The sequence below is a fragment of the Pseudarthrobacter cellobiosi genome, from assembly GCF_023913815.1.
GTDB lineage: Bacteria > Actinomycetota > Actinomycetes > Actinomycetales > Micrococcaceae > Arthrobacter > Arthrobacter cellobiosi.
The window spans coordinates 38,762-60,454 of the sequence record NZ_JAMXBK010000017.1 but is presented as its reverse complement, the minus strand read 5'-3'; the positions used below and the strand labels follow the sequence as shown (position 1 = coordinate 60,454).

Annotated in this window: 21 protein-coding genes and 1 pseudogene; 8 read left to right on the top strand and 14 right to left on the bottom strand. The window is 65.9% G+C overall.

Annotation, left to right across the window (positions count from 1 at the left end):
- Positions 1–9: 9 nt before the first annotated feature.
- On the top strand, positions 10–387 hold the full coding sequence (locus NG701_RS03210; RefSeq protein WP_252564478.1) for a nuclear transport factor 2 family protein: 378 nt from the start codon (positions 10–12) through the stop codon (positions 385–387).
- A gap of 44 nt (positions 388–431) precedes the next feature.
- Here NG701_RS03210 and NG701_RS03205 read toward each other — a convergent pair whose 3' ends face one another.
- Entirely contained in the window at positions 432–1,085 is a 654-nt protein-coding gene (locus NG701_RS03205; protein WP_252564476.1) for a LysE family translocator, read from the bottom strand.
- Between the two features lie 104 nt (positions 1,086–1,189).
- On the opposite strand from NG701_RS03205, the gene NG701_RS03200 reads away from it, so the two are divergent.
- On the top strand, positions 1,190–1,645 hold the full coding sequence (locus NG701_RS03200) for an Lrp/AsnC family transcriptional regulator (protein ID WP_082575850.1): 456 nt from the start codon (positions 1,190–1,192) through the stop codon (positions 1,643–1,645).
- Between the two features lie 31 nt (positions 1,646–1,676).
- Here NG701_RS03200 and NG701_RS03195 read toward each other — a convergent pair whose 3' ends face one another.
- From NG701_RS03195 to NG701_RS03185, 3 genes are all read right to left on the bottom strand, one after another.
- Positions 1,677–2,189 (bottom strand): hypothetical protein, encoded by a 513-nt coding sequence (locus tag NG701_RS03195; protein ID WP_308291937.1) that lies wholly within the window; start codon positions 2,187–2,189, stop codon positions 1,677–1,679.
- Positions 2,190–2,326: 137 nt separating this feature from the next.
- Positions 2,327–3,811, bottom strand: a complete 1,485-nt coding sequence (locus NG701_RS03190; RefSeq protein ID WP_252564472.1) for a WXG100 family type VII secretion target — start codon at positions 3,809–3,811, stop codon at positions 2,327–2,329.
- Between the two features lie 98 nt (positions 3,812–3,909).
- Positions 3,910–4,368: an Lrp/AsnC family transcriptional regulator gene (locus NG701_RS03185; RefSeq protein ID WP_252564471.1), complete on the bottom strand. Its 459-nt coding sequence runs from the start codon at positions 4,366–4,368 to the stop codon at positions 3,910–3,912.
- 323 nt (positions 4,369–4,691) lie between these two features.
- Between NG701_RS03185 and gluQRS the strand changes: the two genes are divergently transcribed.
- Positions 4,692–5,573, top strand: a complete 882-nt coding sequence (gene gluQRS / locus NG701_RS03180; RefSeq protein WP_252564469.1) for a tRNA glutamyl-Q(34) synthetase GluQRS — start codon at positions 4,692–4,694, stop codon at positions 5,571–5,573.
- 72 nt (positions 5,574–5,645) lie between these two features.
- Complete coding sequence (locus tag NG701_RS03175; RefSeq protein WP_252564467.1) at positions 5,646–6,332, top strand: phosphohydrolase; 687 nt, start codon at positions 5,646–5,648, stop codon at positions 6,330–6,332.
- Here NG701_RS03175 and NG701_RS03170 read toward each other — a convergent pair.
- The 8 genes and pseudogenes from NG701_RS03170 to NG701_RS03135 form a co-directional block, all read right to left on the bottom strand.
- On the bottom strand, positions 6,313–6,579 hold the full coding sequence (locus NG701_RS03170) for a hypothetical protein (RefSeq protein WP_252564666.1): 267 nt from the start codon (positions 6,577–6,579) through the stop codon (positions 6,313–6,315). The two genes, NG701_RS03175 and NG701_RS03170, sit on opposite strands and share 20 nt — an antisense overlap.
- Before the next feature lie 91 nt (positions 6,580–6,670).
- Positions 6,671–7,015, bottom strand: a pseudogene (locus NG701_RS03165) (low temperature requirement protein A); the annotation flags it as partial.
- 392 nt (positions 7,016–7,407) lie between these two features.
- Complete coding sequence (locus tag NG701_RS03160; protein WP_252564465.1) at positions 7,408–8,724, bottom strand: ATP-binding protein; 1,317 nt, start codon at positions 8,722–8,724, stop codon at positions 7,408–7,410.
- Positions 8,725–8,931: 207 nt separating this feature from the next.
- Positions 8,932–9,180, bottom strand: coding sequence for an SCO4226 family nickel-binding protein (locus tag NG701_RS03155; protein WP_252564463.1), 249 nt, complete (start codon positions 9,178–9,180; stop codon positions 8,932–8,934).
- 180 nt (positions 9,181–9,360) lie between these two features.
- Positions 9,361–10,896 carry an amino acid permease gene (locus tag NG701_RS03150; RefSeq protein WP_252564461.1) on the bottom strand — a complete coding sequence of 512 codons (1,536 nt, stop codon included), beginning with the start codon at positions 10,894–10,896 and terminating at the stop codon, positions 9,361–9,363.
- Between the two features lie 39 nt (positions 10,897–10,935).
- Positions 10,936–12,390, bottom strand: a complete 1,455-nt coding sequence (locus tag NG701_RS03145) for an aspartate ammonia-lyase (RefSeq protein ID WP_252564459.1) — start codon at positions 12,388–12,390, stop codon at positions 10,936–10,938.
- A gap of 8 nt (positions 12,391–12,398) precedes the next feature.
- Positions 12,399–13,499 carry an asparaginase gene (locus NG701_RS03140; protein WP_374208646.1) on the bottom strand — a complete coding sequence of 367 codons (1,101 nt, stop codon included), beginning with the start codon at positions 13,497–13,499 and terminating at the stop codon, positions 12,399–12,401.
- 18 nt (positions 13,500–13,517) lie between these two features.
- Entirely contained in the window at positions 13,518–14,252 is a 735-nt protein-coding gene (locus NG701_RS03135; RefSeq protein WP_252564458.1) for a FadR/GntR family transcriptional regulator, read from the bottom strand.
- 216 nt (positions 14,253–14,468) lie between these two features.
- Between NG701_RS03135 and NG701_RS03130 the strand changes: the two genes are divergently transcribed.
- The 3 genes from NG701_RS03130 (at position 14,469) to NG701_RS03120 (ending at position 18,947) form a co-directional block, all read left to right on the top strand.
- Positions 14,469–17,294 (top strand): PAS domain-containing hybrid sensor histidine kinase/response regulator, encoded by a 2,826-nt coding sequence (locus tag NG701_RS03130; RefSeq protein WP_252564457.1) that lies wholly within the window; start codon positions 14,469–14,471, stop codon positions 17,292–17,294.
- Positions 17,295–17,439: 145 nt separating this feature from the next.
- On the top strand, positions 17,440–17,706 hold the full coding sequence (locus NG701_RS03125) for a helix-turn-helix transcriptional regulator (RefSeq protein ID WP_252564455.1): 267 nt from the start codon (positions 17,440–17,442) through the stop codon (positions 17,704–17,706).
- Positions 17,703–18,947, top strand: coding sequence for a type II toxin-antitoxin system HipA family toxin (locus NG701_RS03120; RefSeq protein ID WP_252564453.1), 1,245 nt, complete (start codon positions 17,703–17,705; stop codon positions 18,945–18,947). The genes NG701_RS03125 and NG701_RS03120 overlap by 4 nt, the downstream gene beginning before the upstream one ends.
- Before the next feature lie 33 nt (positions 18,948–18,980).
- On the opposite strand, the gene NG701_RS03115 is transcribed toward NG701_RS03120, so the two are convergent.
- Positions 18,981–19,598: a uracil-DNA glycosylase family protein gene (locus NG701_RS03115; protein ID WP_056342023.1), complete on the bottom strand. Its 618-nt coding sequence runs from the start codon at positions 19,596–19,598 to the stop codon at positions 18,981–18,983.
- A gap of 118 nt (positions 19,599–19,716) precedes the next feature.
- Here NG701_RS03115 and NG701_RS03110 point away from each other — a divergent pair, with 118 nt between their 5' ends.
- Positions 19,717–20,223 carry a hypothetical protein gene (locus tag NG701_RS03110; protein WP_252564450.1) on the top strand — a complete coding sequence of 169 codons (507 nt, stop codon included), beginning with the start codon at positions 19,717–19,719 and terminating at the stop codon, positions 20,221–20,223.
- On the opposite strand, the gene NG701_RS03105 is transcribed toward NG701_RS03110, so the two are convergent.
- Positions 20,220–21,683, bottom strand: coding sequence for an amidohydrolase (locus NG701_RS03105; RefSeq protein WP_252564449.1), 1,464 nt, complete (start codon positions 21,681–21,683; stop codon positions 20,220–20,222). The two genes, NG701_RS03110 and NG701_RS03105, sit on opposite strands and share 4 nt — an antisense overlap.
- Between the last annotated feature and the right edge of the window lie 10 nt (positions 21,684–21,693).

Below are 21,693 nucleotides of genomic sequence, written 5' to 3'. Positions count from 1 at the left end.
AACGGAGGCATGAGCGACGCAGCCCGGTCCTGGATGGAAAAGTACATCGCGGCGTGGACCACCAACAACCCGGAGGACATCGGGTCTCTGTTCACCGAAGAAGCCGTCTACGCCACCCGCCCGCATGATGTCGATGCCTGGCGGGGCCGCGAGCAGATCGTGGACCGCTGGCTGGAGGCGCGGGACGAACCCGGGGATTGGACGTTTGACTGGACGCTGTTGGGGACGGATAGCGGGCTGGGGACCGACGGCGGGCTGGCCTTTGTGCAGGGTTTCACGGACTACCTTGGTGATAGTCCCAGCTACGACAACTTGTGGGTCATCCGCCTTGAACCGGACGGTCGGGCGTCCGAGTTCACGGAATGGTTCATGGAGCGCAAGGCCTAGGTTTGCTGCTGAGCTCGCCCGAAACGCTGTGCCCGAAGGTGGCGTCAGACCTGCCCGGTGAGCCCGGCAACCAGCGGAACCAGCTGCTCGGAGAGGAGCGCCACGCCGAGGGCAACCATGATGATGCCGCTGGCCAGGGTGACTGTCCGCGCGGCGCCGGGCCGGGACTGCAGGAGTTTGCGGGCCAGCAGCGCCACACAGGTGTAAACGGTTCCGGCCAGCAGGACAAAGGTCAGGCCCAGCAGGCCGGACTGGACGGGGACCGGGAGGGAGGCCTCCGGGCTGACGAACTGCGGCACCAGCGCCACATAGAACAGCAGCCCCTTGGGGTTGATGCCGCTGGTGCCCATGCCCTGAAGGAAGGTGCGGAGCTGGTTGGCGGGCTTCCCGACGGCGTCTGCCGCACTGAAGGAGGCTCCGCGCCAGGAGCGGAGGGTGCTGATGCCCAACCATAGTAGGTAGCCCGCGCCCGCTACCGTAAGCCAGCCCAGGACACCCGGCAGGCCGGACAGCAGGGCTGCGAGACCTGCCACCATCAGCAGCGTGTGCAGGACGTAGCCGCCGCAAAGTCCGGCCACGGCCGGGACAAAGCTGCGCTGCCGCAAACCGGCCGTGATGGAGTACGCCCAGTCCACGCCGGGGGTGCAGGCAAGGGCGACTGCCACCACCACAAAGGCGAAAAACAGCTGGGGATTCATGGTGGGCTCCTGTCCGATAGGTACAGGACAAACCTTATGAAGTTTCCGGCCATAAGTGCTTACCCTTTTCGCCGACCGGAAGCCGCAATTGGTAAGATATTTGCGTGATTGACCATATTGACAGAAACATTTTGCGCCACCTCAAAGAAGATGGCCGGATGACCGCCACGGCGCTGGCCGCGAAGGTCGGGCTCACGGTGGCGCCATGCCACCGGAGGCTTCGGGACCTGGAGACGTCAGGCGTGATCCGCGGCTACAAGGCGGACATCGACCCGGCCGCCGTCGGGCTCGGTTTCGAGGCCATTGTGTTTGTGACTTTGCGCCAGGTGGACCGCTCCACGATGGAGATCTTTGAGAACCGGGTGGCAGACAACCCCAACATCGTGGAGGCGCAGCGGCTCTTCGGCTCCCCGGACTACCTGCTGAAGGTCATCGCCGAAGACCTGCCTGGCTACCAGCGCTTCTACGACGCCGAGCTCACGTCACTGCCCGGGGTTGAGCGGCTGACGTCCACGCTGGTGATGAAGAACCTGAAGTCCAACGCGGGGCCGCCGGTGTAGCGCGAGGGCGTTTGTTCTGCGTTGCGTTGCGTCAGTCCGTGGGGCGGACGTGGACGATGATCACCTGGGTGTCCTTGCCGCCGTCGTACCGGAGGTCGTAGTTCACGTCCAGGCCCGTGGAGGTGCCGGAGGTGACGGAGAAATCGGTCTTTCGTTCCGGGTCCCGCTGGGCACCGGCGATCCAGCGTTCGGCGGAGTCGGCGTCGATCCCGTACCGCGCCACACCGTCCCGGATGAGCTCAAAATACTCGTCGGGCGAGTCGGCGGTGAGGAAGTAGGTGACCTCGCTGAAGTCCGGCCGCTTGTTCGTGGTGTTCAACCGGATACGGTCCGTTTCGCCACTGATCTCGCCGCTCGGAGCAACGATGGTGAGCTTGATCTTTCCCGAGTCCTTGGTATTGATCTCGGGCCCATAGCTGTCTTCCGTGACCCGGACAGCAGCCTTTTCCAGCCTTCCCGAGCTCATGTCCAGCCGCGCGGTCTTGGATTCGCGGATCTGGTCCACGCCGGCAGCGTCGAGGGTGGAAAATTCCGAGGTGCTCATGGTGCTCCCTTGAGAGGTCGGTTCGTTCGTGGTGCCACTGATCTGGCAGCCCGTCAGGGCAAGGCAAGCGGAAAGGGCAAGGAGTACGACGGCGGGCCGCCGCCGCTGGCGCCGAGGTGCGGTTGGGCATGTGGTCTTCACTGGTGGACCTCCGCGCCGAAGCCATCCACAAAGCGGTCCATGATGCCGGGGATGTTGTTGGTGGGGCGGTGCTGCTCCACGCGGTCGTTGAAGTCCGAACCGATAATTTGTTCTGCACGTGCGGGATCCGTCGCCAGGAGGTTCTGGTAGGCCGGGAGGGTGTCCTGCCGGATGAGCTCCCACCGCTGGTCCGCGTTGGAGACGTTCCCGTCGGGGAACCCTGTGGTGAAGTCGGTGCGGAACTGGGTGGGGTTGTCCCAATTTGTGAAGGGCACGTTTTCCGGGCCGGGACTCTCCACGCTGAAGGTGTAGGGAAAGACTTCCGGGTAGCTTTTTGCGCCCGGGATGGACGGCTCGCCGGCCAACGTGACCATGTACGTTATGGCCTCTCCGCCAGGGTGGATCCGCATTTGGTCGTAATCGTCCGCGATGATCTCGTTCTGCTCGCGGTACAGGAGGGCGGTGTTGCCTTCCTGGATCAGATCCGGGTCGCCGGAATCGATCTTGGCCCACTCCTCGGCGGTACCGGTGTCGATGGCGCCCGAGTCCCGCAATCTGTTGATTTCCTCGATTCCGCCGTTCATGTAGGCCTCATGTTGGCGGGCTTGGTCCAGGAAGATCTCCTTGTTCATATCCAGCATGCTGGTCTCGTAATAACGGATCTCCTGGTCGGTCATGCCTGCGAGCTGTTCGATCTGGTCAAGGATGGGGAGCGGGATGTCCGAAGCCGGATTGTCCGCGATCTGCTGGGCGAGGTCCCGCAGCATGGCCATGTCCTTGAAGCCGCCTGCGAAGGACGGGCCGATCATGTTGGCCATGCCGGCCCACTGCAGGTCCGGGTTGGAGAGGTACGCCCGGCCGTAGAAGTCGTAGACCTTCTTGATGGTCTCCCAGTTGTGTTCGGTGCCTTTGGAGGTGTCCCAGCTGGCGGGGTCGATGCCCATGTCCAGCATTGCCTGGTTGTTCCAGTAGTCGCTGAGGAAATCCGCGTCTTCCTCGGAGCTTTTGTCGATCAGCCCAGAATCGGCGGCAGCATCCATGGCGGCCTTTGCAGCCTCGGGGTTTTCAAGCGCCCAGTGCCTGAATTCCTCGCTGCCGAGGTAGGCCTGGCGTTCTTCGGGGGTTATGCCGTTCAGCCGGTCCGTCAGGTCCTGGGCAGCGCCGTCCCCGGAACCGCTGCCACCACTCCCGGAGCCGCCACCTGAACCGGCCCCGTCGCTGGCCTTCTCCTGCTCGTCGGCGTTGGCGAGCAGCGTCTTGGATGCCGACTCCAGCCCGGCCGTTGCGGACTTCAGCAGCAACAAGCACGATGACGTCCAGTCGCTGCGGAAGCGCTCGGCGTCGTGCCCTTTCCAGACGCCTGTGCCGATGACGCTGCTGAGCTGCTGGCCGAGCAGGCTCAACCTGGTGGCGCCGCCTGCCAGGTCCTTGGCGAGCTGCCGCAACTGGGCAACGTCGCCGCCGTAAAAGTTCCCCGCCATGTTTCCCCCTGAATGGATTCCCGTGCCAGCCTAGCTGCGATGCGTCCGCGAGGGCGATGGGGAGAGCTTCCCGTGCGGCCTGAAAGTCGGGCAATAATTCAGTCCCGCAGCAGTCCGGTGGTGCGGTACGGGATGACTTCACGCAGGAACATGCTGGTGGACGTCCGGACAATGCCGGGGCAGAGCCGGATCTCCTCGGACACGCGGTAGAGGTCGTCCGGGCTGGTGGCCACCACGCGGATCAGCAGGTCGGTGTCGCCGGCAGGCGCATGGCATTCCAGGACCTCGGGGATTTCTCGCAGGGCCGCGATGGCTTCGTTGAGGTGGCTCTGGTCCAGTTCGGCGCTGACGGCCGCCGCCACACCCCTGCCCAGGGCGGAGGGGAGCACTCGGCTGCTGTTGGGACGGAGAGCGCCCGACGCCGTCATCCGCTCCAGGCGCGACTGGACGGTCCCTCGCGCCAGGCCCAGCCGCTGGGCCAGCACCATGATGGGGACGCGCGGGTCCTCGTCCAGGGCATTGAGGATGCGCTTGTCCGTGGCGTCCAATTGCTGCAATCTGATCAGTTCCTGTCGGAGCTCGTGGTCTCTATTGGTCAGACTGACCAACGAAATGCTTGCCAGTTGTGCCAACTGTATGGCGTCTGCTCAAATTGTGGCAACAAGGGCTGAGGCTACCGCCGAATCCCGCAGGCTACAGGAACTCCGGCACACCACCCGGCAACTGGACACCGCCTCCCGCAAGGAGGACGCCGCTGATTGACACTTGTTCACACCACGGTCATTCTGCACACACGGCAAGAGCCCCTGAGCCACCGACGTCGGATCCTCGAAGTCATCGGTAGCTGAGGGGCTCTTGCTGCCCGGACTAGGGTTGATCCATGACCCCTGCCGGCCGCTTTGCCCCCAGCCCCTCCGGTGAACTGCATATAGGAAACCTCCGCACCGCGATGCTCGCCTGGCTGTTCGCCCGGTCCACCGGCCGCGACTTCCTGCTGCGCGTCGAGGACCTTGACCGGGCGCGGGCCGGCGCAGAGGCGGAGCAGCTCCGCGATCTGGAGGCCGTGGGCTTGACGTGGGACGGCGCCGTCGTGCGCCAGACGGACCGCGGCGCCGTCTACGCTGAAGCGATCGGGCGGCTGGCTGCCGCAGGCCTCACCTACGAATGCTTCTGCACGCGCCGCGAAATCCAGGAGGCGCCGTCAGCGCCGCACGCGCCGCAGGGTGCCTATCCGGGCACCTGCCGTGAGCTCGACCCTGCCGAGCTGGAGTTCAAACGCTCCACCCGGCCTGCGGCCATCCGGCTCCGCGCCGAGGTAGCGGAGTACGCCGTGCGGGATGTGCTGCACGGCGACTTCACCGGCCTAGTGGACGATTTTGTCCTTCGCCGCAACGACGGCGTCACCGCCTACAACCTGGCCGTCGTGGTGGACGACGCCGCACAGGGCGTCGACCAGGTGGTGCGGGGCGATGACCTGCTGCCTTCCACGCCCCGGCAGGCATATCTTGCGTCACTGTTGAATATTCCAATTCCGGAATATGCGCACGTGCCGTTGGTGGTGAATTCCGACGGCGCCCGGCTGGCCAAGCGCGACGGCGCCGTGACGCTGGCCGATCTCGCCCGTGCCGACTTTTCCGCCGCTGACGTGCGGAACCTCATCCTGCAGTCCCTGGGGCTGCCGGCCGGGACGCTGGAAAACGCACTCGCGGCCTTCCGGCCGGGTGCTCTTCCGCGGGAAGCTTGGGTCTGGACCGGCCACTAAGCAGCGCGCGAACGGACACTTGCGGCCACGCGGACGTGAGGTCACTTGCTGCCCTACGCGTAGGCTGGAGCTATGTCGGCACCCGAATTCACTGAAGCACAAATCCCTCAAGCGCGATTCACTGTCGAGACGGCGCGAGTCCTGGCCGAGGTGGCCCACAACCGGCAGAAGGACAAGCTCAAGAGGCCCTACCGTGACCACGTGATTGCGGTGGGTGATGCCCTGGCAGATTTCGACGACGATATCCGGATTGCCGGTTACCTTCATGACATTGCCGAGGACACTCCCATCACGCGGCAGGCACTGCTGGACATGGGCGTTTCCGAGCGGGCAGCGGACATCATCGAGCGGGTCACTAACAGGCTGCACGATAACCCCGATGACTATCAGGCCGGGATGCACTTCATTGCCGAGGACCACGACGCGGCACTCGTGAAGATCGCCGACAATGCCCACAATTCCCTGCCCGAACGCGTCAGGGCTCTGGCCGCGAAGTGGCCGGACAAGCCGCCGGTCACCAAGTACCGGGATGCCCGTCCGGTGCTGTATGCCGCCGTCGACGTTGAGGAAGTCCGCAAGATCCTTGCACGGATTAATCCCTGGCTGCTGAAGGAACTGGACGACAGGCTCGACGACGAAGACGACACGGACTACGAGAACCTCTCCTACGAGGAGGCTCCCGTCGCTGAGTCGGTCCCGGTGGTCGAGCCTGTCGATACCTTGGAAAAGGCGGACGCCACTACGGGCGAGGAGAAGTAGCCTCGGCTTGGAGTTTCGCCGAGGCAGCGTTCACGCGCTCTGCGCCGCGCCGCTCATCGATGACAATCGAAGCGCCCAGTGCCAAAACGATGACCAGTAGGCATACCGGGACCGAAACCCCGGCTGCCGCCAGGCCGATGGACCCGGCAAGGGCCACCATGATGCCGGCGGCGACGGCCAGCACCGTCCGGTCCCGGCCCATCATGATGCTGAACAGCCAGGTCAGGGTGAGCTTGAACAACGCCACCGGTACCGCGATGCTGGCCACAGCCACCGCCAGCCGGAAGCATGAAGTAGATCCACCACATACGGAAGGCCAGGGCCCTGCCACCGAAGCCAACCAGGGCCGCGTCTACGCTCCAGCCGTGGTTGGCGGCAATGGCACGAAGGGTTTCTATCGCGCCGATGGGGCATTCTCCCAGGGCGATGATGGCGAGGAGGCTGTAGCGCTCGGCGATGTGGTGGGCGTGCCAAGGTGTCTTCGCCTTCCGTTCGGCGACGTACGGCGTGGCCATTTCAAGCATGATGAGGGGCGCCGTCATAAGGAAGGTGGTGGCGACGTCGGCCTCGATGATCAACACCGCAATCCACCCCAGCTGCACCACAGCGAGGTACTTGGCGTAGCGCAGGCAGGTTTCACGGCGGGCTGGGTCCTGCCTGGACGCGCGCACCCACTGCGTCATGAGGGCCAGACGCATGAGCACTAGCCTCCAACGATCACCCGGTTGTCGACGTGGTCTCATTCGACGATGGAGTGAAACAGCGGCTCGATGCCCATCGCCAGGATCAGGATGCCGATAATCCGGACCATGGTGACCAGCCGGAACACCCAGTCGTCGGTGTCGTAGGCGCTGGCGAACTGGCTGCCAGCCCCACCGAAGGCAATGACGAAGGTCAGGTCGAAAAATAGTTCCAGCGGGTGGCGGCCCGGTGCTTCTCATGCGGATCCCCGCCGCCCATGCCGGCGAAGGCATGCCGGAGGGGATTGGAGGACATGCGTCAAAGATTACCGCCAGCGCCTGGCCGGCTCCAGACCGCTGTTGCCTTCCTTCCAGTTCGTCCTGGGCCGGAGGTTTTAGACCCGCCCCAGCGCGTCGATGTCCTCAAGGAACAGCTCGTGGACTTCCTGGCTCACGGTGGTCCGGGTATCGCCGATCGCGTCGAGGTAGTCCTCCGTGCACGGCCCCTTCCGGACCGCCTCGCGGACTGAAACGCTGCCTGCGGAAGCCGCGCCGCCGTCGTCGTACACTGCCTTTTCCAGCGCGCGCTGGGAGGCGCTGCGGGCGGCGTACTCAATGTCCGCAGGGGAGAAGCCCTCGGTCCGTTCCACCAGGAGCTCCACATCCACATCGTCCACAACTGTGGCCGGGATGAAGCGCTGCCACATGGCTTCGCGGGCCTGGCGGTCCGGCAGGCCGATGGGGATGACGTAGTCGAACCGGCCGTGGCGCAGGAAGGCGGTGTCCAGCGCGCGGATGAAGTTGGTGGCGCAGACCAGCAGGCGGCCGGGCTGTTCGCGGAACGCCGGGATGATCTTCAGGAGCTCGTTGGTGACGCCCTGCAGGGGCGACGGCGGTTCACCCGAACGTTGGGAGGCGATTTCCTCCACCTCGTCGATGAACACCACGCAGTGCTCCAGCTCCGCGATCTCGAGGAACGTTTCGCGCAGGGCCCCGGCGAGGCCCTTGGGGTCGGAGGCCAGCCGGGACGGGAAAACCTCCACAAACGGCCACTCGAGCCGGGACGCGATGGCCTTCGCAAACGTGGTTTTGCCGGTCCCGGGAGGACCAAAGAGGACCACGGCGCGGGGCGGCACCACACCGTATTCATCCGCAAGGTCGGCCTCCGCGAGGGGCAGGACCAGCCGGCGCTCCAGGAGTTCCTTTTCCTTGCGCATGCCGGCCACGTTCTCCCACAGGTCGCGGGCGAGGATCCGGCCGCCCAGCTGGCCCAGTGCCCCCAGTTCCTGACGCTGGACGGGGATGGTCCGCTCGAAATAGCGCAGGTTCTTCTTGAGCGCGAAGCCGCGGCTGAGGAACGCCTCCACCCGGGTTTCCGCTTCCGGCATCAGCGCGGAGAGTTTGTTGAGCCCGTGCGGGGCCATGCGGTTTTCGACGGCGGCGAGCAGTGAGGTGCCGATCCCGCGCCCGCGGTATTCAGGCAGCGTGGCCAGGAAGACGATCCAGCCCTGGTCATGCGCGGCGCGTCCGACGGCGGCGCCCACCACCTGATCGCCCTGCACCGCCACCACCGCGTGGTCTTTCTCGCAGGATGCCAGCACCTCGGAGAGGGCATAGACGGGCTCCACATCAGTGGCCTTGAGCGACTCCCAGAGGTGCAGGATCCCGTCCAGGTCTGCTGAATGGAAATCCCTGATGCGCCAGTTGGTCATGCCGTGTCTCCCGGGTGGTTCGTCATTGAACGGGTCATTGAGCTTCGTCGTCGAACTGCAAAAGGCGCTGTGAGGCGCTCTGCTGAGCATAGGCGATCAGCCCTCGGCGAAGGGTTGCGGGAGCGTTGCATTACAAAAAGTACGACGGCGGCACCTGGGTTCCGTGTCCACAGAACCCAGGTGCCGCCGTCGTACTCTGCTGCCTGATCAGACCTTGATCGGAACGGGGTGGACCTCGTCGGCGGGGTGGCCCGCGCGCTCGTGGATACGCCGTACAGCTTCCTCTGAGGGGGCCTCGGACAGGCAGTAAACCAAACCTGACTCGGGATCTGCCCAGGCAGATTTGAAGTCAACGCTCTCGTCGCTTTGAATGGCGAGATCGGCGTCGTGGGCTGCTTGCAAAGCTTCCTGGGTGATTCCGACCATGTTGCGATGAACGTCCATGAATTCCGGCATGATACTGATGCTCCTTAACTGGGTTCGACGTTGAAACAGCAGGATGCGGCCGACGTTAGACCTGCGCCTGTCAGGCGTCAAGAGGACTGCGGAAGTGACGACGGCGGCGGCACCCGGGTTCCGTGGAAACAGAACCCAGGTGCCGCCGTCGGACGTCACGGCCAGCTGGCCGGCAGGGCGTTACTTCTTGAAGGACTCCGCGGGCGGGTTGGCGATGACGGGGGCGGTGCCGGTGAAGCCTTCGCGGGTTTCGGCGATCTCACGGATTCGTTGGCGGCAGGCGTACCAGCCGACGACCATGAGTGCGGAGGCGATGGCGGTGACGAGCATGGTGAGGGGTGAGTCGATGAAGACCATCACCAGGACGCTCGCGAGGAAGAGCAGTGAGAGGTAGCCGGTGTACGGGGCGCCGAACATACGGAAGGAGGGGCGTTTGAGCCAGCCTTTGTTCGCCCAGCGTTGGAGCTGGATCTGGCAGAGCGCAATGGTTGCCCAGGTCATGACGATGCCCACGGACGCGACGTTCAGCACGATTTCGAAGGCCTGTGCGGGTACGAGGTAGTTCAGCGGGACACCGAGGAGGGACACTCCGGCGGTGATGGCGATGCCGCCGTAGGGGACGCCGGCTTTGTTCATGCGGCCCGCGAATTTCGGGGCGGAGCCGTTCACGGACATGGACCGGAGTATGCGGCCGGTGGAGTATAGGCCGGCGTTGAGGGAGGAGAGCGCGGCGGTGAGGACCACGAGGTTCATGATGATGTCCACGCCCTGGATGCCGATGGAGCCGAAGAATGTCACGAACGGGCTGACGCCCTTTTCGTAGGACGTATAGGGCAGCAGGAGGGCGAGCAGGATGACGGAGCCGACGTAGAAGACCGCGATCCGGAAGACTACGGAGTTGATGGCCTTGGGCATGATCTTTTCCGGGTTTTCGGTCTCGCCGGCGGCGGTGCCCACGAGTTCAATGGAGGCGTAGGCGAACAGGACGCCTTGCATCAGGATGATCATGGGGAGCAGGCCGTTGGGGAAGATACCGCCGTTGTCCGAGAGGAGGCTGAGGCCCACCTGCTGGCCGTCCACGGGGGTGCCGAAGATGACGAAGTAGGTGCCCACCACGAGGAAGACCACCAGTGCGGCGACCTTGATCAGGGCGAACCAGAATTCCATCTCGCCGAACACCTTTACGGAGACGAGGTTCAGGCAGAGCACCACTACCAGGGCGATGAGGGCCCAGGCCCACTGCGGTACTTCGGCCATCCAGGGGATGTAGTTGCCGAAGAAGTTCATGTAGAGTGCGGCGGCGGTGATGTCCACGATGGTGGTGGTGGCCCAGTTGATCCAGTAGAACCAGCCGGAGACGAACGCGGCTTTCTCGCCGAAGAATTCGCGGGCGTAGGAGACGAACGAGCCCGACGACGGGCGGTGCAGGACCAGTTCGCCCAGCGCCCGCAGGATAAGGAACGCGAAGAAGCCGCAGACGGCGTAGGCGATGACGAGTGATGGGCCAGCGGCGTTGAGGCGGCCGCCGGCGCCGAGGAACAGGCCGGTGCCGATCGCGCCGCCGATGGCGATCATCTGGATCTGCCGCGGCTTGAGGTTCTTGTGGTACCCCTTATCCTCCGCGTGCAGGGCCGATTCAGAGGCGTGCGCCTGGGGCGGCACCGTGTGGTCCGTGACGACCTGCTTTTGGGCAGTGTCCTGTTGGGGAGTTGTCATGCGGTGTCCTTTGGGGGTGGTTGGGCGGGCGGGTAGGGACTATTTGCTGAGATTCGCCAGGCGCTCAGGACTGAGGAGTTCCTGGAGCTGGGCGGCGGTGAGCAGGCCATGCTCGAGCACGAGTTCGGCCACACCCTTGCCGGTGGCGAGAGCCTCCTGGGCGATGGCGGTGGCGGTGGTGTAGCCGAGGTGGGGGTTGAGGGCTGTGACCAGGCCGATTGACTGTTCCACGGTGATGCGGAGGTGTTCGGTGTTGGCGGTGATGTCCCGGACGCAGCGTGCCGTGAGGGTGCGGCAGGCGGCTTCCAGGTGGGAGATGCTCTTGTGGAGGCTGTGGACGATGATGGGTTCGAAGGCGTTGAGTTGGAGCTGCCCGGCTTCGGCGGCCATGGTGATGGTGACGTCGTTGCCGATGACCTCGTAGGCCACCTGGCTGACCACTTCGGGGATTACCGGGTTGATCTTGCCGGGCATGATGGAGGAGCCGGACTGGACGGCCGGCAAATTGATCTCGCCGAAGCCGGCGCGCGGGCCGGAGGAGAGCAGGCGGAGGTCGTTGCAGATCTTGGAGAGTTTCACGGCCACGCGCTTGAGCACGCCGGAGAGGTGCACGAAGGCGCCCACGTCCTGGGTGGCTTCGATGAGGTCGACGGCGGTGACCAGGGGGAGGCCGGTGACCTCGGCCAGGTGCCGGCAGGCTGCCTCGGCATAGCCGGCGGGGGCGTTCAGGCCAGTGCCGATGGCGGTGGCGCCGAGGTTGATTTCGTGGATGAGCAGCTCCGCCTCGGCCAGGCGCAGCCGGTCCTCGCCGATGGTGATGGCGTAGGTGCCGAACTCCTGGCCCAGCGTCATGGGGACGGCGTCCTGCAGCTGGGTGCGGCCCATCTTCACCACGGTGCGGAATTCCAGTGCTTTGGCGGCGAAGGCCTCTTCGAGTTCGGCCAGTGCGTCCAGCAGTTCCCGGCCGGCGAAGATGGTGCCCAGTTTCACGGCGGTGGGGTAGACGTCGTTGGTGGACTGGCTGAGGTTGACGTGGTCGTTGGGGTGCAGGCGGGCGTATTCGCCTTTGGGGTGGCCGAGGATTTCGAGGGCGCGGTTGGCGATGACCTCGTTCGCGTTCATGTTCGACGACGTCCCGGCGCCGCCCTGGATCACGTCCACCACAAACTGGTCGCTGAGCTGGCCGTTCATCACGTCGGTGCACGCCTGCTCGATCGCCTGGCCGCGTTCGGCGTCCAGCAGTCCCAGTTCGCGGTTGGTGCGGGCGGCGGCAAGCTTCACGGCGGCCAGTCCCCGGACCAGGTGCATGTTGGAGGACAGCGGCTGCCCGGTGATGGGGAAGTTTTCCACGGCGCGGAGCGTGTGGACACCCCAGTAAGCTGCGGCGGGGAGGTCACGGTCGCCCAGCAGGTCATGCTCGGAGCGGGTTGCGGCCGAGGTGCCGGCCGCGTTGGTGCCGGCGGCTGACGTGGTGGCCTTGTTGGGAGTGGTCATGGGGGTCCTCACAGGGCTTCGTTGACGGGCGTGGACAGGAAATCGGTGGCCTGCAGCAGGCCGACCCGATGGCCGCCGCCCAGGACGGGCGCGGTGCCGATCCCTGCGAGCGGCGCGGTGTCCACGCCGAGCGCCTCCAGCATGCGGACGGTGACGGGCATCCTGGCGCGGTCGCCGCCGTCGGAGATCTTTACCGCGATGGCGCGGCCGTCCGGCAGGCCCACCAGCTGCACGCCTTCAAAGCCGTCCTTCGCCACTATGCCGGGTGACAGGCGCATCAGTTCGGTGACGTCCCGGCGCTCACCGGCCACCATGTCGGGGTGCTGCTGCATGGCCAGGCCGACGGCGGCTTCCGCGGTCAGTGGCGCGTGCCCGCCGCCGTCGGAGGTGCTGTTGGCGGTGTTGCCAGCGGCGCTGTTGCTGGCGGCGGCGATGCGCCCGAATGCGCGGGCCATGCCCCGGAGGGTCAGGGCGAAGAGCGGGGTGCCGCAGCCGTCCGTGCTGAGGGCCAGCGGCGCCTCGCCGGTCAGCTCGGTGACGGTGCTGGCGATCAGCTGCTGCAGCGGATGGGACGGGTCCAGGTAGCCCTTGACCGGCCAGCCGTTGATGACGCAGGTGGCGGCCATGGCGGCGTGCTTGCCGGAGCAGTTCTGCGTGAGCCGGGTGGCGTGCCCGCCGGAACGCAGCCATTCCTCGCGCTCGGTGGCGCCGTACGGGAGGTCGGTGCTGTTCTCCAGGTCGCTGGGGGCCAGGCCGTGGAGTTCAAGGATGCGCAGGGCCCCGTCGCGGTGCCTGGCGGCGCCGGAGTGGCTGGCCGCGGTCAGCGCCAGGAGGCCGGCCGGGAGGTCCAGGCCGGCACGGACCAGGGCCACGGCCTGCAGCGGCTTGAGCGAGGAGCGCGGGTAGAAGGGGGCCAGCGGATCGCCGGCCGCTGCCAGGGTGGAGCCGTCCGGCGCGGTGGCGATGACCGAGCCGTAGTGGATGCTCTCCACCAGGCGGTCGCGGGTGGCCACGGCCAGGGCGGCGTGCTGCGGGAGACCGCTGGATAACTGGCCGTCCATTGCGTCGAAGGGAGCCGGCAGGGCAGCGGGAATGGCAGGGGCTGGCATGGGGTCCTTGGGTGGCGGTTACTGGTTGAGGATGGAATCGAGCGCGACGCCCACGGCGTGCAGGTGCGCGGCCATGGCGGCGCTGGCTTCGTCCGCGGAGCCGGCCTCGATGGCGGCGAGGATCCGCTGGTGTTCCACGTCCGAGGCGTGCTGGCGGTCCGCCACCATGTTGAGCGTTTCGGACTGGTGCGCCAGGGCGCCCCGGATGTCCCCGACCACGCTGGCGAACACCCTGTTGCGGCTGGCGCGGGCGATGGCGGCGTGGAAGCTGGAGTCCAGGGAAACCCAAGATTCGGGGTCTGTTTCCGCGGTCATGGCGTCCACGATGTGCCGGAGCGTTTCCAGCTGTTCGTCGGTGCGGCGCTGGGCGGCGAGTCCGGCGGCGGGTACCTCGATGTGCGGCCGGGCTTCGGTGAGGTCCCGGGCCGAGTATTGCCCCAGCGTTAGGTCATTGGCCACCTTGTCGGCCACAACGAAGGTGCCCTTGCCGGTTTTGGTGACGGTGAGGCCCAGGGCGGTGCAGGAACGGAGGGCCTCGCGGATGACGGAGCGGCTGACCCCGTACTGATGGGCGAGGGTGGCTTCGGAGCTGAGCTTGCCGCCCACGGCCGCCCTGCCGGACTCGATGTCGGCGCGGATGGCGTTGAACACCGCTTCGGCAGCGCTGAGCCGGGCCAAGGGCTGGGCTCGGAGGGACAGCTCGCCGGGGGATTCCGCAGGCTGTCCTGCTATCCGGCTGTCTGACAGGTTCATATATAAAATATGGCACGGGTCACACGGGCTGTCAATCGGGCCCGGGACGGGGTTTCCCGGCGCAGGCTGACTCCAGGATCAGGGGCCGCGGGAGCGACGTCGCTGTCCAGCCTCTAGGGCGCATCCGGGGCTGGCGGATAAGCTGTGTGTGGGGAGGCCCGTCCGGCCGACCGGGTGCGCGGCGGCGAAGGCCGTCGACGTTTGTTGGGGGCTGAAATGGAACAGGCAGTCAAGGGAAACGATCATGCGGATTTCTACCAGGAGCTGGTCGAGGCGGCGCCGGATGCACTGCTAAGGGTCGGTGCGGACGGTTCTATTGTCTTCGTCAATAACCAGACGGAACAGCTCTTTGGTTACCGGCGGGACGAGTTGCTGGACAGGCATTACGGGATGCTCCTGCCCCAGCAGTTCGAAGGCCAGTTTGCCGGCACCAGTGATGATTTCGCGTCCGGGCAGCGGATACTCCGGATCGGGACCGGCCTGGGCCTGTTCGGCGTGCACCGCGACGGGACCGAGTTCCCCATCGAAATCAGCGCCGCCGCTCTCGGGGACGGTCCGGGCGCGGACATCGTCGCCTCCGTCCGGGACGTGAGCGAACGCCGCCGCACCGACAGCGAGCTGCGGGATGCCCTTTCGCTGCTCGGCGCCACCCTGGAATCCACCGCCGACGGCATCCTGGTGGTGACTGCCGACGGGAGGATTGCCGGTTCCAATGAACGGTTCGCCGCGTTGTGGGGCATCCCGGCGGATCTGCTGGATTCCCATGACGACGGCAAACTGATCGGTTTCGTCCTGGACCAGCTCTCCGATCCGGGCAGCTTCATGCGCAAGGTCCAAGAGCTGTATGCCGATCCGGGAGCGGAGAGCCTGGATGTGCTGGAATTCCGTGATGGCCGGACGTTTGAGCGCTACTCCCGGCCCCAACGGGTGGGGGATGACATTGTCGGCCGGGTCTGGAGCTTCCGTGATATCACGGCCCGCCGGCGTGCACAGGACCGGGCCCGTGAAGCCATCGCAGAGCTGGAGGGTCTCGGCGCGATCGTTAGTTCCTCTGTCGACGCGATCATCGGCATCACCCCGGAGGGTGTGATCACCAGCTGGAATCAGGGCGCCGAACGGCTGTACGGGTATGGTGCGGACGAGGTGGCAGGCCGGGACGTCCAGTTCCTGATTCCGGATCATCTCCGCCTGAGCGAGGAGGCGTTGCTCGCTGATGTCCGGGAGCGCGGTGTAGCGCGGAGTTTCGAGGCGGAGCGCGTGCGCAAAGACGGGACGACGGTCCCCGTTTCCGTGACTATTTCACCCATCCGGGCCGAAGGCGGGGGCGTGCGCGGGATGGCGCAGATTGTCCGCGACGTCACCGGACAGCGGCTCGCAGCGGCAGAGCTCCTGGCTGCGCGGGAGGCGGCGCTTGAATCGAGCCGGTTGAAGTCCGAATTCCTGGCGACGATGAGCCATGAGATCCGGACACCGATGAACGGCGTCATCGGCCTGACCGCTTTGTTGCTGGAGACCCCGCTGGATGAGACGCAGCGCCGGTATGCCGAAGGGGTGAGGGGCGCGGGCGAGGTGCTGCTGGCCCTGATCAACGACATCTTGGATCTGTCCAAGCTGGAGGCCGGGAAGGTCGATCTGGACATCGCAGCCTTTGATCCGCGGCTTCTGGTGGAGGAGGTGGCGGGCCTGGTGAGCGAGTCCGCCCGCGCCAAAGGACTGGAACTCATCGCCTACTGCCGCCCGGAGGTGCCGGCGCGGCTGTCCGGAGACGTCGGACGCATCCGGCAGGTCCTGCTCAATCTTGCCTCCAACGCCGTAAAGTTCACGCCGACCGGGGAAGTGTCCGTTCGCGTGCAGCCCGTTGACCTTCATCCCCGTGGGCCTGCGGTGCGGTTTGAAGTCCGTGACACCGGGATCGGAGTTGAGCCAGAAGATCATCTGCGCCTGTTCGAGTCCTTTTCCCAGGCCGATTCCTCCACCACGCGCCGGTACGGCGGGACCGGTTTGGGGCTGGCGATCTCGCGGCGGCTGACCGAAATGATGGGCGGGGAAATCGGGCTGACCAGCGCTCCAGGTGAGGGCAGCACCTTCTGGATTGTGCTCCCGTTGCAGCCCGCGGTGGACGCCGGGGGCATCGACGAGGCGGCGGTCCGCTTCCCGGATCTGCTGACCGGAGTCAGGGTCCTGGTTGTGGATGACAACGCGACCAACAGGCTGGTGCTGGAGTCCCAGCTCAGGACGTGGAACATGGACCCGGACACCGTCGGCGATGCGCGCGCTGCCCTGGACCGGTGCCGGGATGCGGCCTTCGCCGGACGGCCCTTCGACGTCGTCGTACTGGATATGTGCATGCCGGAGATGGACGGGCTGGAGCTGGCGCGGGCCATCAGCGCCGACGGAGTTCTGGCTCCTACCTCCCTGATTATGCTGACGTCAACGCCGCAGATGGATCCGGCTGAGCTGGCAGCTGCGGGTGTCCGTGAATGGTTGATGAAACCGGTGCGCAGTTCTGAACTCTACGACCGTCTTCTGCGGCTGAGGGGAGGAACGCAGGTGGCCGAACGGCTTTCGGCCCGTGGTGTGCCGGAGAAGCAGAGCATCCCTTCCCGGGGACGCGTACTGGTAGTGGAGGACAACGAGGTGAACCAGCTCGTTGCCCGGGAGATGGTGAAAAGACTGGGCTACCTGGTTGACGTTGTGCCCGACGGGGCGGAAGCCGTCTCGGCCATTGCAGCCGTCTCCTACGCGGCCGTGCTCATGGACTGCCACATGCCGGTGATGGACGGTTTTGAGGCCACCAGGACCATCCGCAAGGGCGAGGTGACGGGGCATCTGCCCATCATTGCTATGACCGCAGGCGCCCTGGACGAAGACCGTGAGCGGTGCCTCGCTGCCGGCATGGACGACTACCTCACCAAACCCGTCGACCCCGCCGCCCTGGAGGCGACCCTCGACCGCTGGGTTCCGCCGGCCCCGCGGCTGGCGGGGGAAGCGCCAGCGGTGGATCCGACGGCGCTAAACCAGGCACTTCCGCCGACACCGTAAAGTCCACGTCGTCGGTCAGGGGAAGGTTCCCTCGTGATTATAGGCACGGTACGTTCGTTCCGATTTTTCTCTATGCTGGAGCGAGTTGCCGGTCTAGAATCAGAACACAGCTAGAACGGCACGATCGTACCTATTGGAGATGCCCATGGCGAATGCATTCGGGGACCGGCTCGCAGGTGAAGTCCGGACGCGCCGGGCAGCCTTAGGCCTCACCCAGCAGGATCTAGCCGACATGGCCGGAGTCTCCGAGCGCTTTGTCCGCTTCGTCGAGCAGGGCAAGCCCAGCATCCAGCTGGACTCACTCACCGCCGTGCTGGAAACATTGGGGCTCGAGCTCCGGCTGGCCGCCCGGACCAGCCACGCCGCCCGCGCCCTCGCTGGCCACGGCAAGACCCAAGAAACAAACCCATGAAGCACCGCGTCGCGGACATCTACAAGGCCGGGGTGCTGGCAGCCCGGCTCGAACGGCACGACGGCGGCACCCGGTTCAGCTACGTGCCGGCGTACCTCGCGTCCGGGGGACCCGCCGTCGCCAGTTCCCTGCCGCTCACCGCCGAACCGGTGCTGTCCTCGGCGGGCGCAGCGCCGCCCTATTTCACCGGCCTCCTGCCGGAGGGCCGCCGGCTTAACGCGCTGCGGCGGTCCATCAAGACCAGCGCCGACGATGACCTGTCCCTGCTGATCGCCGCTGGCGGGAACCCGGTGGGCGACGTCCAGATCATAGGCCACGGCGAGCCGCTGGATTCCGACGAGCACGCTGTCCAGCTGGATCCCAAGCTGCCGGTGGACTTCGACAAGTTGCTCGGCGATCCGGACCTGATCGACCCAGTGGCGCTGGCCGGTGTGCAGGACAAGCTGTCTGCCGGCATGATCTCGCTCCCTGTGGCCAGCGCCGGCAGGCGGTTCATCCTTAAGCTCAACGCCCCCGAATTCCCGCATGTGGTGGAGAACGAGCTGGTGATGTTCCGGTATGCGGCCAGGCTGCGGATTCCGCTGAGCCGGGTCCGGCTGATCCGGGACGTCGCGGGCCGGCCAGGGCTCCTGGTGGAACGCTTCGACCGGGTGCCCATCTCCGGCGGCGGGCCGGACGACGTCCGGCGGCTGGCGGTGGAGGATGGGGCGCAGGTCCTGAAGCTCTACCCGGCGGACAAGTACAACGTGGCTTATGGGCAGGTCTGCCATGCTCTGGCCGATTATTGCTCGGCGCCTCTCCCGGCTCTCCGGAACCTGGCGGTCCAGGGGGCGTTTGCGTGGCTGAGCGGTAACGGGGACCTGCACGCCAAGAACGTTTCCATGGTCCAGCAGCCGCATGGCGAGTGGACCATCGCCCCGGTCTACGACATTCCCTCCACCGTGGTCTACGGGGACAAGACCCTTGCGCTGACCCTGAACGGGAAGCGGAGCGGGATCTCGCGCCGCCACTTTCTTGGCTGGGCCAAGGACCTGGGACTGAGTGACCGCACGGCCGCCCAGGTGCTGGAGCTTGCACTGAAGGCGTCAGGTCCGCTGATCGCCGACCTGGAGTCAGGCGCAGCGTTCGCGGGGCTCGGAGGTCCGGCGAAGAACGACGACGGCGGCTCGCCGTTCCCGGACATGGTCACCAGGGCGTGGGTGAAGGAGCTGAAACACCGGCGGAGGCTGCTGGAAGGCTGAGGCAACCGCGGTGACTGCCGCCGTCGTGCGTGGCTAAAGGTGCTGGATGCCTGCCCGCTGCATGGCGTCCTTGTAGACGTCCACGCTCTTGGCGAGGAGATCCTCCTGTTTTGCTTCGGAAACAGCAAAGGCCCGCCCGCCGAGCGCGCTGGCCTTGTAGATCTTGATGCCGCTGTTCTTCAGGGATGAATGGTAGGTCTTCTCGAAAAGGGTGAGGAATGTGGAAGCGTCCGTGCCGTGGGCGATGACTGCGGAGACACGGCGGTTGATCTTCAGGAACTGCCGGAAGGGCCGCAGGCCGTCGGTCTTCTCCTGCACGTTCAGCGCCGACGGAAGCTCCGGATCCCGCACCCACGGGTACGCGTTCCACGGCATCACATAGCGCGGATCAAGCTCGGCAAGTTCGTAAATCTGGGTGGCGCGGCGGGCGGCTTCGTCGTCGTTGAAATGGGAGACGAAGCCGGATTCGGTGCCCTTGCCCGGACTGACGTGGAGGCTGACGATCCGGCATTCGTCCTCGTCGTGCACGGGGTCGATGTAGGGGACGACGGACCCTGGCTTCTTTTCCATCAGTTCATCGCAGAGCTGCGTTACCGCCGCGATGTTTGGTTCCTGTAGCAGGGCCTTTTTTTCGTCCCAGTCAATCGTCACGATCTCTCCCTCAGCAGCACGGCGTCCAGAAACAGGCGTCTTAACCCACTCTACGCTTTTGGGCGTATGGGTGCGCAGTGCAAGTTTGCTCCGGACCGGCGCCTGGCCGGGTAACGTCATGATGATGAACAGGAAAACGCTCAAGTCCGACGGCTTTGCCGGCTTCCGGAGCTTCGACAGCCTTGAGATCATCAGGGTTCCGCAGGGCACCGGGGTGTTCGCCGTTCTTCGGCCGAATGAGTTCGAGCCGCACTTCCTGAAGATCAGCACCGCCGGGACCTTCAAGAAAAAGAATCCCACTCTGCCGGCGGACGCCATATGGGCGGAATGGGTGGACGGCGCCGACATTCTCTACCTTGGCAAAGCCGGGCCGGGAAGCAAGGGCAACCGCGGCCTTCGGAACCAGATCAAGGAGTTCCTGGATTTTGGGCGGGGCAGGCCGCCGGGCCATTGGGACGGCCGCCTCATCTGGCAGCTGACCCACACGGATGAACTCATCATGGCGTGGAAAGAGGTGCCCGCCGAAGAAGTAAACCAAGCCGAGGCCGCGTATCACGCAGCCTTTATTGCGGAGCATGGCCGGCTGCCGTTCGCGAATCTCGTGCAGGCCAAGGTGCGGAACTAAGCCAGGCCGCCGTCGTACGTGAAGCGGCCGGCCACCAGCGTTGCCGCAACCGGCATGGCGGCGAATTCCGGGTCCGGCGAGGCCAGCGGATCGGCGTCGAGCACCACCAGGTCCGCCGGGTCCCCGGCCCGGAGCCGGCTCCGGCCCCTAGCTGAAGCGGCAAGTGCCTGCCGTCGGCTGATGCATTCCTGGGGATGCCACGGCCCGCGGGTGTCCTGCCGGGACCGGGTGCTGGCCGCGGACATCGCAGCCCAAGGATCCAGCGGCGCAACCGGCGCGTCCGAACCCAGCGCCAACGTGGCTCCGGCGTTGAGCAGCGACCTCAGCGGAAACGCCCGCTGCGTGCGGCCGCCCCAGTTGGCCTCCGCGGCGTCGCGGTCATCCAGTGCATGCCCCGGCTGCACGCTTGCCGTAACCCCCAGACGCCCAAAGCGGGCCAAATCCTCCGTCCGGACAAACTGCGCGTGTTCAATCCGGCCGCCGATCCCTGCTCGCTCGAAGGCATCCAGCGCCACCTGGTTGGCGCCATCCCCGATCGCATGGACCGCCGGGACAAAGCCGTACTCCCGCGCCCGGCTAAGCAGGGACAACAAGTCATCAACGTTGACAGTCAGCAGCCCGTAGCCGCCGTCGGGGTAGGGATCCACACAAAACGCCGTCCGCGTGTTCAGCGAACCGTCAATGAGCACCTTCAGCGGGCCGGCGCGCAGGAGCCCCTTGCCGCCGTCGAGCTCCAGGCCCGTGCGCATGCCGTCGTGGTGGGCCCGCTCCAGGTCCTCCGGGTAGACACCGGCGTCCACCCTCAGGCTGTTGAGTCCACCGGCAAAGCGGCGCAGCCAGACGTCACGGTTCCAGGTCATTTCAAAATCAACGACGCCCACAATGCCCCGGGCGGATGCTGCTTCTGCGGCATCGCGGACCCAGCCGTCCACCACTGAGTCCGGAAGTTGGCCCAGCTCACGGGTCAGCGCAAAAGCAGGTTCCTCCCGCAGCAGGCCGCCGGCGTCAACCTCCACCCCAAACCGCCGGGCGGCTGCGCTGTTCAGCCAGACAGAATGCAGGTCGTGGCTGATCAGGGCGGTGGCCTGGCTGCCGGTGGCGGCGTCGAGCATTTCCAGGGTGGGGACGTCCGCCCACAGGGCGTCGCGGAAGCCCACCCCCACCGTGGTGACCGAAGGATCGGTGTCGCGAACAGAAAGTCCGACGTCGGCCGCCGCCTCTCGCGCGGATGCGGCGGCGGACAGGTCCAGCCTGCTTGAATGCAGCGCCCACTGGGTCATGTGGACGTGCTCGTCCCAGAGCCCCGGAATGACGTAGCGCCCGTCCAGGCTGACCACGCGGGCGTCGCCCGGGATCCCGGCGCCGGCACTGATCCGGGTCACCACGCCGTCAACGATGTAAAGGTCCGAGACTGTGTCCTCGCCGGGCTGTCGGACGGAGGTCAGGACGATGTTGTTCACAGTTTCAATT